The sequence below is a fragment of the Enhygromyxa salina genome, assembly GCF_002994615.1.
Lineage (GTDB): Bacteria > Myxococcota_A > Polyangia > Nannocystales > Nannocystaceae > Plesiocystis > Plesiocystis salina_A.
On record NZ_PVNK01000025.1, the window covers coordinates 62,687 to 78,909 of the forward strand.

Below are 16,223 nucleotides of genomic sequence, written 5' to 3' on the forward strand. Positions count from 1 at the left end.
CGGGGATGAACAAGCCGAGACCACCGACCAAGGCTGAGGCGCCCGGAGGTGTGGCCGGCTCGCTGCTCGCGGCGCTCGAGGCCGGCGGCGAGCTCGTCGACGAGGGCGGGTTCTCGATCGACGCCGCCGAGGCGCTCCGCAAGCTGCGCGAGTTTCAGCTCGCCGACGCTCACGCCTACGTGCTGCGGCTGGTCGAGGCGGCGGCGCTCGGCGGCGCGGATCCGATCCGACTCGAGATCGACGCGAGCGCGGTCGTGATCGAGCTCGGGCCGATCGCCTTCACCCATGACGAGCTCGCGGAGCTGTTCACGGCGGTGTTCATCGAGCTCGAGGGCGCGAGCGTCGTCGAGCGTCGTCGTCGACGCTCGCTGCAGCAGCTGGCCTTCGCGTGCAACGCCGCGCTACGGCTCAACCCGAAGGCGATCGAGATCGAGTCGATCGCCAGGTCGGGCGAGGGGCTGCGGACGATCTTGACGCCCGCGCGCGAGCTCGGCGAGGTCGAGGCCTTCGAGCCCGCTCAGCGCAAGGCGGGGACGCGCGTGCGTGTGCGTCACAGCGGCCTCGGGGTCGGCGCGGCCGAGCCCCGCGAGGCGGAGCTGGTGCGCTCCTCCTGTGTGTACTCGTCGCGGGCCGTCGAGCTCGGCGGCGAGCGGGTCAGCCGCGGCATGGTCCAGGCCCTCCACGTCGAGCTGTTGCCCACCGAGTTGTCCTTTTCGCCGCGGGTGCGCAAGGCCAGCAAGATCGAGCTCGACGGCGAGCTGATCGGCTACGCGGGCCTTCGCTACACGAGCAAGGCGCCGGCCGCGGTCACGATCCTGACCAACGGTGTGCTCGCAGAGGAGCTCGAATTCGGTGACGAGGAGCGGCCCGGCGCGCCGGACTTCGCGGCGATCGTCGACGTCGACCTGGCCAAGGATCTCGGTCAGACCAAGCTCCTGCGCGGGCCCGAGTTCGAGCGGGTGATGGAGGCGATCTGGGCGGTCCACGATCGCGTCGCGCCCGAGGGCTTCGGCGCGCCGCGGCGCAAGCGGCTGGTGGCGATCGGTGATGAGAGCAATTTCATCACCGCCCTCATCGTCCTGATCATCATCGGGGTGGCCCTGGCCGCGTGGGGCGCCGGCGCCGGCGACACTCCGGGTGGCCTGGTCGTGCTCTTCGGGATCGGGCTCGCGGTCGCGGGTGCCTTCGGCCTGGGCATGCTAGTGCTTCAGCTCCGTAGCGAGCGATGACCGACTCGAGTCAAACCCTGAGCGCGCTGCTGCGTCAGTCCGCAACGCGGGCCCGCGCGGTCCTGCGTGGCCTACGAACCAACTTCTTTTGGGACCCGAGCTCGTGCGACAACATCCCGCGCGAGCTCCAGCGCTGGGCCGCCGAGCGACCCAACGATCCCTTCTTGAGCTTCGAGGGCCGCCAGTGGACCGTGGGCTCCTTCGACGCCGAGGTCAACCGCCACGCCCGCGCGTGGCGTGAGCTCGACTGCGATCCGGGCCAGGTCGTGGCCCTGGTCATGGAGAACCGCCCGGCGTTCTTGTTTCACTTCTACGCGCTCGGGAAGCTCGGGGTCGTCGCCTCGCTGATCAACCCTGCGCTGCGCGGGCCGGCGCTGCGTCACGCGCTCGAGGTCTGCGAGCCGACGGCGATCCTCGTCGACGCGCGCCAGCTCGAGGCTCTACGCGAGCTCGGGCACGACGCGCTGCCGGTCGGCCCGGACCGCGTGTTCGTCGACGTCGAGGCGCCGCGCGGGCAGGCCGAGCCCGGTCACGCCTTCGAGCCCTTTCAGTCGTGGAACCCGAGGGTGTGTGGGGCGCTGCCGCTGGCCCTCGCCGGGGCCGAGCTCAACGGGCTCGACGAGGTCGCGGCCTACGTCTACACCAGCGGGACCACGGGCCTGCCCAAGCCGGCGGTCGTCAAGCATCACCGCCTGCGTCGGGCCGGAGACGTGTTCGCCGGGCTCGCGCGCATGACCCCCGACGACTGCGTCTACTGCTGCTTGCCGCTCTATCACGCCAGCGCGACCGCGGTCGCGGTCCCGATGGTCATCGCCAGTCGGGCTCGGCTCGCGCTCGCGCGCAAGTTCTCGGCCAGTCGGTTCTGGACCGAGTGTCGAAGCGAGGGCGCGACGGTGTGCATGTACATCGGCGAGCTGTGTCGCTACCTCTACAACACGCCGCCCGGGCCCGACGACGGCCGTCACCAGGTCCGCTGCTTTGTCGGCAACGGTCTGCGGCCCGACATCTGGGACGGGTTCTGCGAGCGCTTCGGCGTCGAGCAGGTCGTCGAGTTCTACGCCGCGACCGAGGGCAACGCCGAGACCGCCAACCTGTTCAACCGCAGCGGGACCGTCGGACCGATGCTGCCGTGGAAGATGGCGCTGGCGCGCTGGGACGTCGAGCGTGGGGAGATCCTGCGCGACGCGAGCGGCTTCGCGGTCAAGGCTGGCGTCGGCGAGCCCGGTGTCCTGCTCGGCAAGATCGACGCGCGCAACCCCTACGCCGGCTACACCGATGAAGGCGCGACCAAGCGCAAGATCCTGACCGATGTGTTCGAGCCCGGCGACGCGTGGTTCGACAGCGGTGACCTGCTCGCGCGCGACCGCCTGTGGCACCTGCACTTCGTCGATCGCCTCGGCGACACCTTCCGCTGGAAGGGCGAGAACGTCTCGACCCAGGAGGTCGCCGAGCTCCTCAACCAGGGGCCGGGGGTCCGCGAGTCCAACGTCTACGGCGTCGAGATCCCCGGCACCGACGGCCGGGTGGGCATGGCCGCGATGGTCGTCGAGCCCGGGTTCGCGCCCGAGCGGCTCTACGCCTACGTCGACGCCGAGCTCCCACGCTACGCCGCGCCGAGGTTCCTGCGCCTCGTCGACAGCCTGAGTACGACCGGGACCTTCAAGCACCGCAAGGTCGAGCTGCGCGACGAGGGCTGGGACCTCGAGCGCGTCCGTGATCCGCTGCTCCTGCGCGACGCCAAGGGCCGCTCCTACGTCGAGCTGACCCCCGAACGCGCCGAGGCCGTGCGCAACGGCCAATGGCCGGTGTAGGTTTTTTAGACCCCCACAACCGTCAGCAACTTTGCCACGCACGGCCGCAAGCGGCCGGTCGCTCGGTCGCTGCGCTCCCTCGCTCGGTGGGCTGTCATGAGCTTCGCAATCGTTTGCGTGGCCCCCTAAAAGGGGGCTCTTTTGGACCGCCTCGGGCGTTAGCGACTCTGCCACGCACGGCCGCAAGCGGGCGGCCGGTCGGTCGCTGTGCTTCCTCGCTCGGTGGGCTGGGATGGGCTTCGCAACGGAATGCGTGGCCCCCTAAAAGGGGGCTCTTTTGGACCGCCTCGGGCGTTAGCGACTTTGCCACGCACGGCGGTTTTTTTTGACCCCCACGGCCGTCAGCAACTTTGCCACGCACGGCCGCAAGCGGCCGGTCGCTCGGTCGCTGCGCTCCCTCGCTCGGTGGGCTGTCATGAGCTTCGCAATCGTTTGCGTGGCCCCCTAAAGGGGGCTCTTTTGGACCGCCTCGGGCGTTAGCGACGTTGCCACGCACGGCCGCAAGCGGCCGGTCGATCGGTCGCTGCGCTCGGGGCTCTTTTGGACCGCCTCGGGCGTTAGCGACTTTGCCACGCACGGCCGCAAGCGGGCGGCCGGTTGGTGGGCTGTCATCGGAGTCGCTGAGGGCTGGGGGTCATTGGGCTTGCGTGTGGGCCAGGATCCACTCGTGGACCTTGGCGATCACGGGCGCGCGCAGCTCGGGGGGCTCGTTGTGGAGCTCGTGGTAGTAGCCGGGCCAGACCTCGATCGTCTGATCGTTGGCGCTCGGATCGGGCAAGGTGGCGAAGGCCCTCTTCGTCGCCTCGGTGTCGCAGATCAGATCGCCGGTGCCGACGTACCAGTGCATCGGGAGCGTGACCTTGCGGATCTCTCGCTCGACCCGCTCGGTCGCGCGCTCCATGGCCAGGACCCAGCTCGTGGTGACCTTCTTGACCCGGCGCGGATCGAGGTCGTAGCGGCGGACCTGATCAGGATCGCGGCAGATCGTGTTCGATTCGATGCCCGAGGGGACGGCCAGGGTGGGGAAGAACTTGGCCAGGAGCCGGACGACGAACTCCTTGACCGCGCCGATCTCGAGGGCGAGCCCGAGCAGCGGCGCGCTGACCACGACCCCGCGCAGCTTCACGTCGCGCTCGTGATCGAGCAGGTAGGTCAGGGTGATCAGCCCGCCCATCGAATGAGCCCATAAAAACCACGGTACCTGGTCGGGCCCGCGGGCGTCACCGAGGTGGGCCTGGTAGTCGCGCAGGACGTCGAGCAGATCCTCGCCGTACTGCTCGAAACCCTCGGTGTGACCCGGGCGGCCGCCGCTGCGACCCTCGCCGCGGTGGTCCGCGCCAAACACCAGGCCCCCGAGCGCGTTGAGCTCGGCCGCGACCTGGTCGTAGCGCGAGACGTGCTCGCCCTGACCGTGGACGATGCACACGACGAATTTCACGTCGCCCTCGGGCTCCCACAGCTCGCTGTGCAGGGTCGTGCCGTCGCGGGTCTCGAGCTTGCGGGAGTGGCTGCTGGTCTCGCTCACGCCGCGAGTATAGGGGAGCGAGGCCCGTATGGATCAAATGCCAGGTCACACCGTCTTCGGTGGTCATGGCTGGGCGGTCGTGCTTGCATGCGCGCATGACTGCCCGCATCTCACCCACCCTGACAGCCTTGGTCTGCGTAGCGCTGCTGTCCGTGCCTGCGGCTTGCGCCGATGACGGGACGAGCGACGGCGCCGAGCTTGGCGACACCTCCGGGACCCGTGGCGACTCAAGTGATGGTGACGGCGACAGCGGTGATGGTGACGGTGACGGCGACGGCGACAGCGGTGATGGTGACGGCGACGGCGGGGATGGAGATGGAGATGGCGACAGCGGGGATGGAGATGGCGACAGCGGGGATGGCGATGGCGACAGCGGGGATGGAGACGGCGACACGGGCGACGGCGACGGCGACACGGGTGACGGCGACGGCGACACGGGTGACGGCGACACGGGTGACGGCGACGGCGACAGCGGGGATGGAGACGGCGACGGCGACACGGGCGACGGAGACGGCGACACGGGCGACGGAGACGGCGACACGGGCGACGGAGATGGCGACGGTGATCCGCTGACCTTCGACGCCTGCGGCTTCGCCGAGGATGGCCCGTGGCTCGAGGTCGAGTACTGGCAGCTCGGCTCGGTCAGCTCACCGTCGTGGTCCTACTCCGACACCCCGGGCTGGACCGAGCCGCAGTGGGCCTGGGGCAACGAGTCGTGGCCGGAGATCTTCGAGTTCGGCAACAACTCGATGAGCGACGACCCGATCGGCATCGTCGCGTCGATCTCCGGCACCTGGCAGATCATGATCGGGCTCCAGGATCTCAACGACTACGACAACGTCAGCGTCTGCATCGAGGGGCGCAGCATCTCGGTCGGATCGTCGGCGACCATGGCGGTCAGCAACCCGCTCAACGACTGCGGCGTCCAGGACGTCCAGATCTCCCACTCGTGGGAGGTCCACAAGGTCGGCGTCGATCTCGGCACCTGCCTGGTCCCCGGCGCCGGGACCCAGGCCGTGCGCATCGAGCCCTGGGGCGGGAGCGGGACCGTTGGTCTCAAGCGCGTACGCGTGACCTTGCACGGCGCGGTCTACTGACGCGCAACACCGAACTCACTGAAGCAGCACGACCGTCGGTGTGCTCAGCGGCATGTAGATCCCCACACAGCTGTCGTCTGCGTCCGTGACCACCCAAGGGTGGCTCAGGTAGGTCGTCTTGGAGTCCTCTTCGTTGGGCGCGAGCGTCGCGTAGGCGACGCGTTTGCCCTGGTAGTTGAGCCAGTAGGTCTTTCGAATCTCGCCGGAGCCATTGATGAAGGTGATCGACGTCGGCTCCATGGAGGATTGGCTCTCGAGCGTGGTCTCCTCGGTGCAGTCGAGCGCGACCGGGTCGTCGTCGTCGCCCGTGCCGTCGTCGCCGTCGTCGTCGTCGCCCGTGTCGCCGTCGCCCGTGTCGCCGTCGCCCGTGTCGCCGTCATCGCCGTCATCGCCGTCGCCGTGGCCGTCGCCGGCCAGGTCCTCCCAGGGCTCGTAGTCGGGGTTGATGCCGTAGACGCATCCTCCCATCAACACGAGCACCAGGCCGCTCGCCGACGGCACCGGACAGGCCAGCTTTCGGCCGTGGGCACGGGCTCCGCGACGACTGCGAACGTTCCACCTCGCGCCCATGCCGCGAGTGTACGGTCGCGGGTCGAGCGCGCAGACGAAAAGATTGCCGCCTCGCTCCCGTGTGCGCGGCGGTCAGCCGCTCGGCTCAGAACATCCCACGGACGCGCTCGAACAGGCGCCCGATCCCCGAGCGGCCCGGGTCTGCGTGGCGCACCGCGCCGGCGTCGAACTCCATCTCGACCGGCTCGTTGCGGGCCCCATGCAGGACCAGACCGACCCCGGTCGCAAACTTGGGATCTTGGATCACGCTGGCGAAGCCACCCTCGCTCAGACCGATCTCGCGGCCGTTGCCGTCGGCGTACACGGGCGAGCCGAGCCGCACGGGTAGCTGAAAAATGTCCTCGGCGATCTCGGTCATGCCCTCCATCTGCGCGGCGCCGCCGGTCAGGACCACACCCGAGGCGGCCAGCTCCATGAACCCGGAGGTCAGCAGCTCCTGGCGGGCGAGCTCGAGGATCTCCTCGACCCGTGGCTCGATGATCTCGGCCAGGAAGCGGCGCTGGAACTCGCGCGGGGGCCGGGGGCCGACGCCGGGGACCTGGATGATCTCGTCCTGCTCGAGCAGCGAGACCAGCGCGCAGCCGTGCTGACGCTTGATGAGCTCCGACTCGTTGACCGAGGTCCGCAGGCCGTGGGCGATGTCCTGCGTGACCCGGTGGCCGCCCATGACGATGACCGAGGTGTAGACGTTGGAGCCCTCGGAGTAGATCGCCAGATCCGTAGTCCCGCCGCCCATGTCGATGAGCACGACGCCGAGGTCACGCTCGTCGTCGTGGAGGACCGAGTTGGCCGAGGCGACCGGCTCGAGCACGACCTCGACGACGTCGAGGCCCGAGCGGTTGCAGCACTTGACGATGTTCTGAACCGAGGTCACCGCCGCCGTGATGATGTGGGCGCGGACCTCCATGCGGACGCCGCTCATGCCGATCGGATCGCGGATCTGGCCCTGCCCGTCGATCATGTACTCGAGCGGCAGGGTGTGGATGATCTGACGATCGAGGGGGATGTTGACGGCCTTGGCCTGCTCGATGACCCGGGCGACGTCGGCCTCGGTGACCTCGCGGTTGCGCATGCTGACCTGGCCGAGGCTCGTGAACCCGCGGATGTGGCCGCCAGCGATGCCGACGTAGACCGACTGGACGTCGACCGCCGCCATCTGCTCGGCCTCCTGGATCGCCGCGGCGATGCTGTTGGTCGTCGCCTCGATGTTGACGACCACGCCCTGGCGCAGGCCCTCGGACGGGCTGGTCCCGACGCCGATCACGTCGATGCCGGACGAGGTCACCTCGCCGATTACGGCGGCGACCTTGGTGGTCCCGATGTCGAGTCCGACGATCACTTCTCCGACTTGCGCCATGTTGCTGGGTCCTCTCGCGATTGCTCGCTACTCGTAACTGGGGATGCGCTGACGTTTGCCGGCGCGGCGGGCTGGGAGGCGCTCGGGCGCGGGCTCGCTCCCCGTCGCGCGGCTGCCTGGTGCTTGGGTGTCGTCGGCGCCAGTCCGCTCGTTCGCGGCCTGGGCCAGGAGTACGGCTTCGTCGCGCTCGTTGGCGAAGCGCGCGACCACGCGATCGCGGCGGTCGGGCCGGCTCTCGTGGTCGAGGTGGACGACGGCGAGGCGATCGGAGCGGTCCCCGAGCGCGGCTCGCAGGGCGTCCCATCGGACCAGGCGAGCCTCGAAGTCGTCTCGGCCGAGGCGCAGCTGGGTCCCGGCCTCGGCCGTATAGAGGGTGACCGAGCCATCGTCGCCGAGGTTGACCTCGCCGAGGCGCGGGCGCTGCTTGGCCTGATAGAGGTGGATGATGTCGAGGGCGGTGACGAGCTCGGCGACGGCGTCGTCGCGGGCCTCGGCGAGCGTGCTCCGCTCGATGCCCGTGATGATCGGCAGCTCACCCCGCTCGCCTCGCTCGACGGCCTTGAAGGGCTGGCCCTCGGCGTTGACCAGGTAGAAGCGCCCGGCCAGCACGATCGCCTCGGGCTCGTGCTCGATGACCTCGATCTCGAGGGTGTCGGGCAGGTTGCGGGTGACCGTGGCCAGCGCGACCCAGGGGTGGGCGGCGACGCGCTCGCTGAGCTCGGTCAGCTCGCACGCGAGGATGTTGGTGCCCGGCTCGATCGCGAGCAGCTCGCGGAGTTGATCGTCGTCGAGGTGCTGCGAGGGCTCGTAGATGAAGTGCTGAACCTCGAAGCGCGCCGAGGTCGTCGCGTACTCGTAGACCTCGCGGCCGGCGATCAGCAGGCCCCAGGCGACGACCACGGTCGTCCCGAGCTTGAGGGCCGCGAGCCCGAGGCGGCGCGGCCACTGCGGCGGCTCGTGCCGGTCGGGGGAGGTCTTGGCCGTGCTCGCGGCCTCGCGGCGCGCGAACAGCTGGCGGATGCGGTCGATCTTTGATGGGCGGGCGCTGGGATCGGAGCTGCCGACGCCTGCGCGGGGCTCTGCGACCGTGCGCCGGGAATTTTGCGGCCGCCCGCGCCTGGCCTTGGCCGGACGCCCGCGGCTCGGGGCGCTTCGGCGACGCGGCGACGCCTGCTGTTTGCGCCGTGCTTGGGCTCGGATCGGGGCAGTCACGGGTTCTCTCCGGCGACGCGTAGGCTCTTCAAGAGGCCCAGAGCAGCCGCTCGTCTGCGATAACCGTGTCCGCTGGATTCCCCAAAAAAGCTGAATTTGGGCCTCACCTGCGGGGGCGTGCGCTAGATCGCCTGACTGCGTGCGCAGTGGAAATCGGCGCCGACGGCCCAAATTGGGCCTCCGACCCCCCTGCCAGCGCCCGAGATCTGCCGAATTTTGGGAATTGCCTCCGGCACGGACCTCAAAAACAGTCAAATTTGTCCGAATTTGGCTAACTTTCGTGTTGTCAGCGGATCCAACTCCCCTACAATGTCCGCGTTCTCGCTCAAAACCCGCGAGAACCGGGTCCTACGGCCCTCCTTCATCCGAATCCCCGATCCCAAGCGACAGCTCCAGGAGACCCAACATGGCAGCCAAGAAGAAGACCGCAAAATCCAAGAAGGCCCGCGAAATCGTCGTCGTCGGCAGCAAGGTCAAGGACGTGATCCGTTCGGCGGGCTACCGCAGCGACGGTGAGCTCGTTCAGGCCGTTTCCGACAAGGTCCACGACATGCTCGAGGCCGCGATCAAGCGCGCCGAGAGCAACAAGCGCGGCACCGTTCGCCCCTACGACCTGTAGGCGCCGACGTAGATCAAGCGAAGGCGGTCCTCCCCCCGGGAGGGCCGCTTTTTCAATTCCGCGGCGGCAATTCCGGGTTCGCTGCCGGGGCGCGGATGCGACACTGGGTGAGGCATGGCACCGGGAGACAGCGGTCCGACTCTCATTGTCCGGACGATGAACGCCGTCGGCAAGGGTCTCGCGTGGGTGGGCATCGAGCCAGGAGTGTTCGAGGTCGAGCAGCTCCTCGCCAAGGCCCGCGCGGCGGTCGGGCTCGAGGACTTCGGCGGTGACGAGTTTCTCGAGCCGCTGGGCGTGCTGTGCTGCGACATCCGCGAGATGGGCCGCGAGCTGAGCACGGTGGCTCGGCTCGGGTTGGTCCGCGACCTCCAGCGCAGCCTCGTGAACCGCCTGCGCATGCAGGAGCTGCTCGGCCGTCACCCGGAGATCCGCGAGCAGGAGCTCGCCGCGCCGATCTTCATCATCGGTTCTCCGCGCACGGGCACGACGCTGCTGCACAACCTTCTGTCGCGCTTGCCGGGCGCGACCGCGCCGCTGCTGTGGGAGCTGCTCGAGCCCGTCCCCCCTGCCGAGCGTCGCAGCTTTGGGGCCTCGGGGGTCACCGATCGTCGCATCGTCAGCGCCCAGAAGCTCCAGGTCGAGATCGCCCGGATGCTCCCGACGCTCTTCGCCGCCCACCCGATCGCGTGGGACTGGCCCGAGGAGTGCTTGTGGCTCCTCGCCAACAGCTTCCTGAGCGAGGGCTACTTCGTCCGCTTCCCGCTCCCCAACTATCGCCAGATGTATCTGCGCGCGGACTGGTCCTGGGCGATCGACGAGTACGCCGACGCGCTGCGCGTGCTGCAGTGGCAGCGCGAGTCAGGTCATGCTCCGCGCCCCGAGGCGGCGCCACGTTGGGTGCTCAAGGCGCCGGGGCACGCCTTCCGGCTCCCCGAGCTCGTGGCTGCCTTCCCCGACGCTCGCTTCATCCGCACCCACCGAGACCCCCGCGAGACCATCGCCTCGATCTGCAGCCTCTACGAGCGCGTGCGCGTTGCGACCTGTCCCTCCAACCCCCGCGCGATCGGCAGCGAGGTCCTCGAGATCTGGGCCGACTCCGCCCCCGCCCGCCTCGTCGAAGCCCACGACGCCGAGTGGCTCCCGGACGAGCGCTGCTTCGACATCGCCTTCCGCACCTTGGTCGACGATCCCTTCACCACGATCGAGCGCGCCTACAAAAAGTTCGGCTTCGAGCTCACCGATCAGAGCCCCATGCGCCAGTGGCTCCGCGAAAACCCCCGCCACAGCCGCGGCCGCCACACCTACTCCCTCGAGCGCTACGCCATCCCCCGCTCCGAAGTCCTCGAGCGCACCACAACCTACCGAACCCACTTCGCCGAATTCCTGTAGCCCGCGAAGCCGCCGCAGCCAAGCTGTCCTCTTCTGTGAAGGGCTCGGTCTCATCGACCCCATGGGCGTCGGCGATGCTCGGCCCCAGGGAGACAGCAAGCCCCCCGGGGAAGCGAACAAGCCCCCCTTGGGGGGCCACGCAGACAGTAGCGAAGCTCATACCCAGCCCACCGAGCGAGGGAGCGCAGCGACCGAGCGACCTGCCGCGCAGCGGCAGTGCGTGGCAAAGTGCACAACGCCTGCGGGGGGTCTAACCCGAGCCCCCTTCTAGGGGGCCACGCACACCAATGCGAAGAGTCTAAAACGCCCAGGGGGGTCAAAAAAAACGGGAGCGGACCATCATTGGCCCGCTCCCTTCCGACCGTTCCCTGTTGAGCTCGCAGTGACCTGCGAGGATCGAAGAAAAAGTAAGTGAAGCAACTCAGCGGACGTAGCCGCCGCCGTCGCCTTCGTTGCGCCGCCGCAAGAACGCGGGGACCTCGCGCGGATCGTTGGTGCCCGAGACATCGCCGCGGCTCCAACCTCCGCTGACCCCCGGATTGCGCGGGTAGGGCCCGGACTCCTGGACCTGGGCCGGGGCCGCCTGCGGAGCTTGCCCGCGGGTCTGCGACTGACCGGCGCCGCCGAACATCGGGTTGAGGCTCGGCTGCGGGGTCGGCTCGCGCTTGGGTTTGCGCTGCAAGCTCGCGCCGAGGACCGGCGGGGCCGACTGCTGGGGCATGCCGCCCATGCCGACGACGGGGCCCATGCCTGGCATCGGCATCTGAACTTGCTGCTGGGACTGTCGGCGCACGCGGTGAGCGTGGGCCGCGATCGCGTTGCCGAGGACCTCCTCGGCGGGCTCGTGCTGATCGAAGCCCGTTGCGATCACCGTGATCCGCAGGGCGTCGCCCATGTTCGGATCGACGACCGCGCCGAAGATGATGTTGCAGTCCTCGTGGGCCGCTTCCATGATCATCGACGCCGCCTCCTCGACCTCGTGGAGGCGGAGGTTCGGGCCCGAGGTGATGTTCATCAGGATGCCCTTGGCGCCCTGGATCGTGACGTCCTCGAGCAGCGGGCTGTTGATCGCCTGCTGGGCCGCGGCCACGGCCCGGCCCTCGTCGCCGGCCACGCCCATGCCCATCAGCGCGCGGCCCTGGCTGGCCATGATCGTGCGCACGTCGGCGAAGTCGACGTTGATGATGCCGGGCACCGTGATGAGGTCGGATACGCCCTGGGTCGCGTGCTGGAGGACCTCGTCGGCGAGGCCGAACGCGTCCATCAAGCTGGTGTTGGCCGAGGTCACGTGGAGCAGGCGATCGTTGGGGATCGTGATCAGGGTGTCGACGGCCTGCTCGAGCCGCTCGATGCCCATCTGCGCGAATTTCATCCGCCGCTTGCCCTCGAACGAGAAGGGCTTGGTCACGACGCCCACGGTCAGGGCCCCGCACTCGCGCGCGACCTGAGCGATGATCGGTGCCGCGCCGGTCCCGGTCCCGCCGCCCATGCCCGCGGTCACGAACACCATGTCCGCGCCCTCGAGCATCTCGCCGATCTCGTTGACGCTCTCGAGCGCCGCCTCACGGCCGCGCTCCGGGTTGGCGCCGGCCCCGAGTCCTCGGGTGACGCGACGGCCGAGCTGCATCGACACGGGCGCGAGGTTGCGCTCGAGCGCCTGCACGTCGGTGTTTGCAGCGATGAATTCGACGCCGGGGACCTTGGCCGTGATCATGGTGTTGACCGCGTTGCCGCCGGCACCGCCGACGCCGATCACCTTGATCCTGGCCTGATCGTTGAAGGCGTCCTCGAGTTCGAAGTGAGCCATTGTTCTTTCCTCTGCGTGGGACCTCTGTCCCGGTTGGCCCGCTGCTCGCGGGGGAGTGGTCGGTGCTGACCCTCTACCCAGCGCGTGGATCGGTGGCAAAAAACTCGAGATTTTTGATCAGTGTGATCGTGTGTGTACCACCTTGTCCTACATCTGCACACATGGCCTGCGCGGGCGGAGAGCGAGCAGGAGCAGGGCGCTGAGGGCCCAGATCGGGCCGTCATCCTCGTTGTCTGTCGAGCAGCCGCAGCCCGCGCTCTCGTTGTCATCGAGGGTGGGGCCGGTCTCGTCCGAACCAGTGTCGCCGCCCTCGGTCTCGGTGTCGTCGCCGGTGTCGTCGCTGTCGTCGCTGTCGCCACCGCCGCCGAGGCTGGAGATCACGCCGATCAGCGCGCGCGCGTGTGCGGTCCACGCTCGGTCGATCGGGTCGCGGACGTCGAGCTTGATCAGCATCGGGTGGCCGGCCGCCTCGGCCGGGGCGAAGAAGGGCAGGCTGAAGCTACCGTTTTGGACGGGGAGCTCGGTCTCGAACACGGTCCACTGAGGATCGCCGGTCCCGGCCCGGGCCCACGAGAGGGTCATCGTCGAGCCGTCCATGGCGTCGACGCAGCCGGTCAGATCGATCTGGGCGTCGACGAAGACCGTCTGTTCGGTGAAGGTCAGCGCCGCGGCTGGGGGGCTCGCGGCGGGGTCGGGATCGTCGACGACCTTGAACACGCCGGGGTGTGGGGACCAGAGGTTGTACCAGGGCTCGTAGGTGTAGCCCTCGACCACCCAGGTCCCGGCCGCGAGCACGCTGGTGTCCCACAGGACCGGGTCGGCGGCGACCTCGAAGGTGATCGGGCGGCGCTCGTCGTCAGCCGAGATGCGCGTGAAGCAGTCGGCCCAGTGCGGGGCGTTGTCGAGCACGTGGAGCTCGAGGTCGACGGTGTCGATCGTGCCGAGCCCGAACATGACGGAGTCTTCGAGATCGGCCTCGCTCAGCCAGTTGGGCAGCAATTCGTCGAGGTGGTGATCGCGACAAAAGCCGAGGAATTGGTGAGTGTGGCTGTCGAGGGGCTCGTCCTCGAGGATCGGGGCGTCCTCGAGCGGGATGTCGTACTCGAGCGGGTAGACCGGGTCTTGGCTGCGATCGATGATCGTCATGCACGGCGCGTCGCTCCATTCTACGGGCGTGCGCACGTCCTGAAGCGGGTGGGCCAAGGCCGAGGCCGGGGCCAGGAGCAGGGCGAGCGCGAGCCAGGGCGCTCGCATCAGCCGGCCGGAACCGAGAATTTGCGGACCTGGTTTGCGGCCGCGTCGGCGATCCACATGTTGCCCTCGTCGTCGAAGGCCATGCCCATCAAGCTGCCGGGCGGGAGGCCGGTGTCGAGCCAGTCGAGGACCGTGCCGTCGAGATCGAAGCCGTAGACCCGACCTTCGATCGGATCGCTCACGAACAGCACGTCGCCGACGAGCTCGAGGCCCGAGGGCTTGGTCATCGGCGCCTCGAGCCCGGCGCCGTCGACGAGGACGATCAGCTCGGCGTCGTCCATGTAGTTCATCTGGCAGCCGTCGTAGTTCGGGCTGATGAGATTGCCCGTGTTCGCCGTGGTCGGGTCGAGGCGGACGATCAGCCCGTTTTGCGTGTCGGCGGCGTAGACGTAGGTCGAGCTGTGGTCGAACACCACGTGCGAGGGGATCGAGTGCTCGTAGCCGAGGGCGCCGTTGGCGTAGCGATAGATCTCGCCGTCGGTGTGGTCGGTGCCGCCGAGCCCGTGGTCCTTGTTGAACTTGTAGCGCGTCAGCGAGCCATGGGTGCCGTCGTAGACCCAGTAGGTGTTCTCGGCTTCCCACGCGATGCCCGACGCGAGCGGGCTGTTGTGGAGCATGTCGAGGTGACCTTGGTGCCCGGCGTTGAAGTCGGCCAGGTTCGATGTCCACAAGGTCGGCCCCATGAAGCTGCCGTCGACCGGATCGCCGGGCTGGGTCACGCCGTTCTCTTGCTGGGCCGTGGCAAAGTTGCCGTTGTCGCCGAAGGCCAGCGCCGCCGGTTTGGCCAGGAAGTGAGCGCCGTTGTCGAACTCGCTTTGGAACTTCATCGACGCCTGGCCGGGCTGGCCTGCGGCCTGGTACACGACGATCGAGAAGTCCTGGCGGTTGGTGACCCACAGCTCACCGGGGACGCCGGGCTTGAACTCGAGATCGGTCGGGAAATTGAGGCCGTCGTCTGGCGTGGAGATGATCGTGACGTCGAGGTTGGCGATGTCGTGGGTCGCGTCGCCGAGGATTGGGAGCCCGGCCAGGGGCTCGCCATCGCCATCGCCATCGCCGCCGTCGTCGTCGTCGCCCGTCTCGGGTCCAGTGCCGTCTGTGCCGTCGGTCGCGATCGCGGTGTCACCGTCGGCCGGATCGTCTCCCGTGCACGCCGCAAACATCATGGGCAGGAGGATCAATGGGAGGATTCGGTGGTTCACGGCTAGCCTTGGGCCGATATGTTCGGCGGGTTTAGCGGGTTCAGGACGACTGCAACCTGCAGGATTGAGTACCACCCCCTACCATGCGCGCAAAAAACGCCCATGGGAAGTGGGGAATTGTCCGCAAGATCTGCAAATTTGCTCAGGGAGGCTCGAGGCCGCTCGGAACGGTGTCCGGGCGGATGTCCGGCAGTGAGAACACCGCTGGGTCCGTCAACGTTTCGAGAAATTCACGGATGTTGGATAGGCCGACGAAATTGGGCTCGAGCACGAGTTGGTCCGACAGCGTGGAGACGATCTCGGCGATGTGTTGCTCGTCTTGTTGGACGGTGTCGACCAGCTCGGGGTGGAGGTCGCTCGGGTCGAAGTCTTCGATGCTGGTGGTTGGTGACGCGTAGTGGACGAGCACGCGCTCGAAGTCGATGAGCGCGCCGTCGTGCATGTAGGGCGCAGAGACCTCGATGTTGCGCAGCGAAGGGGTGCGGAACGCGAAGCGATCGGCCGGGTCGTCGGTGACGAGCTCGCGGCCGTGATCGAAGGGGGCCGAGACGCCGCGGCCGGGGCCGAGCTGGGGGACGCCTGTGCTGTGAAACTGGTGGTCCGTGAGCAGCGGGCCCGCGTGGCATTGGGCGCAGCCGGCCGGGCCGTAGAAGAGGATCGCGCCGAGCTTGGCGGCGTCGGAGATCGCGGTGAGATCGCCGGCCAAGTAGTCGTCCCAGGGGGCGTTGGGGAAGGAAAAGGCCTCGCGCTCGTAGGCTGCGATCGCGTTGGCTGCGTCGGCGAAGCTCAGCTGGTCGAAGCTCCGTTGGGGGTAGGCCGCGGCGAACAGCGTGACATAGGCTTCGATCGCGCCTAGGCGCTGCATGAGCGCGGCCCAGATCGCCTGGGGAGCGTCGTCGGGGAGCTCGGCGAGCTCGTTGGGCTCATTGAAGATCGTGAGGTCGCCGAGCTGGCCGCGCATCTCCTGGCGGTCGAGGACCGGGAACATCGCCTGGGCCGCGAGGGGGTCGTCGAGGCCGGGGAGGAGGTCGGGGCCGGCGGGCGTGTGTAGCTGTCCGCGGGGGTCGAGCTCGACGCGGCCGTCCCAGAACATGCTCGTGAAGGTGGGGTGGCCGATGTTGAAGAGGGACGGGGCGCTGCGGGGGACGAAG

General features: G+C 68.6%; 13 protein-coding genes. 5 read left to right on the top strand and 8 right to left on the bottom strand.

Annotated elements, in window-relative coordinates:
* Nucleotides 1-5 precede the first annotated feature (5 nt).
* Entirely contained in the window at nt 6-1,229 is a 1,224-nt protein-coding gene (locus tag ENSA5_RS02745) for a hypothetical protein (RefSeq protein WP_146155245.1), read from the top strand.
* On the top strand, nt 1,226-3,040 hold the full coding sequence (locus ENSA5_RS02750) for a long-chain-acyl-CoA synthetase (RefSeq protein ID WP_106389995.1): 1,815 nt from the start codon (nt 1,226-1,228) through the stop codon (nt 3,038-3,040). The genes ENSA5_RS02745 and ENSA5_RS02750 overlap by 4 nt, the downstream gene beginning before the upstream one ends.
* A gap of 634 nt (nt 3,041-3,674) precedes the next feature.
* Here the strand turns inward: ENSA5_RS02750 and ENSA5_RS02755 are convergent.
* Nucleotides 3,675-4,565, bottom strand: coding sequence for an alpha/beta hydrolase (locus ENSA5_RS02755; RefSeq protein ID WP_181197266.1), 891 nt, complete (start codon nt 4,563-4,565; stop codon nt 3,675-3,677).
* 95 nt (nt 4,566-4,660) lie between these two features.
* Here ENSA5_RS02755 and ENSA5_RS36895 point away from each other — a divergent pair, with 95 nt between their 5' ends.
* Entirely contained in the window at nt 4,661-5,662 is a 1,002-nt protein-coding gene (locus tag ENSA5_RS36895) for a hypothetical protein (protein WP_181197268.1), read from the top strand.
* Between the two features lie 15 nt (nt 5,663-5,677).
* Here ENSA5_RS36895 and ENSA5_RS02765 read toward each other — a convergent pair whose 3' ends face one another.
* The 3 genes from ENSA5_RS02765 to ENSA5_RS02775 all read right to left on the bottom strand — a co-directional run bounded on the left by ENSA5_RS02765 (nt 5,678) and on the right by ENSA5_RS02775 (nt 8,801).
* The gene (locus tag ENSA5_RS02765) at nt 5,678-6,163 is read right to left on the bottom strand and encodes a VHL beta domain-containing protein (protein WP_106389997.1); all 486 of its coding nucleotides are present in this window, start codon (nt 6,161-6,163) and stop codon (nt 5,678-5,680) included.
* A 154-nt stretch (nt 6,164-6,317) separates the two neighbouring features.
* Nucleotides 6,318-7,589: a cell division protein FtsA gene (gene ftsA, locus ENSA5_RS02770; protein ID WP_258182707.1), complete on the bottom strand. Its 1,272-nt coding sequence runs from the start codon at nt 7,587-7,589 to the stop codon at nt 6,318-6,320.
* Nucleotides 7,590-7,616: 27 nt separating this feature from the next.
* Nucleotides 7,617-8,801, bottom strand: coding sequence for a cell division protein FtsQ/DivIB (locus ENSA5_RS02775; protein WP_146155247.1), 1,185 nt, complete (start codon nt 8,799-8,801; stop codon nt 7,617-7,619).
* A 406-nt stretch (nt 8,802-9,207) separates the two neighbouring features.
* Between ENSA5_RS02775 and ENSA5_RS02780 the strand changes: the two genes are divergently transcribed.
* Nucleotides 9,208-9,420, top strand: a complete 213-nt coding sequence (locus tag ENSA5_RS02780; protein ID WP_106389999.1) for a hypothetical protein — start codon at nt 9,208-9,210, stop codon at nt 9,418-9,420.
* A 156-nt stretch (nt 9,421-9,576) separates the two neighbouring features.
* On the top strand, nt 9,577-10,809 hold the full coding sequence (locus ENSA5_RS02785) for a sulfotransferase family protein (protein WP_106390000.1): 1,233 nt from the start codon (nt 9,577-9,579) through the stop codon (nt 10,807-10,809).
* A gap of 421 nt (nt 10,810-11,230) precedes the next feature.
* Here ENSA5_RS02785 and ftsZ read toward each other — a convergent pair whose 3' ends face one another.
* The 4 genes from ftsZ to ENSA5_RS02805 form a co-directional block, all read right to left on the bottom strand.
* A complete protein-coding gene (ftsZ, locus tag ENSA5_RS02790; protein WP_106390001.1) occupies nt 11,231-12,616 on the bottom strand; it encodes a cell division protein FtsZ in 1,386 nt (461 codons plus the stop codon).
* A 147-nt stretch (nt 12,617-12,763) separates the two neighbouring features.
* Entirely contained in the window at nt 12,764-13,870 is a 1,107-nt protein-coding gene (locus ENSA5_RS02795) for an MYXO-CTERM sorting domain-containing protein (protein ID WP_106390002.1), read from the bottom strand.
* Nucleotides 13,870-15,036, bottom strand: a complete 1,167-nt coding sequence (locus ENSA5_RS02800) for an NHL repeat-containing protein (protein WP_106390003.1) — start codon at nt 15,034-15,036, stop codon at nt 13,870-13,872. The genes ENSA5_RS02795 and ENSA5_RS02800 overlap by 1 nt, the downstream gene beginning before the upstream one ends.
* Before the next feature lie 178 nt (nt 15,037-15,214).
* A partial coding sequence (locus ENSA5_RS02805; RefSeq protein WP_106390004.1) for a cytochrome-c peroxidase occupies nt 15,215-16,223 on the bottom strand: 1,009 nt, incomplete at its 5' end.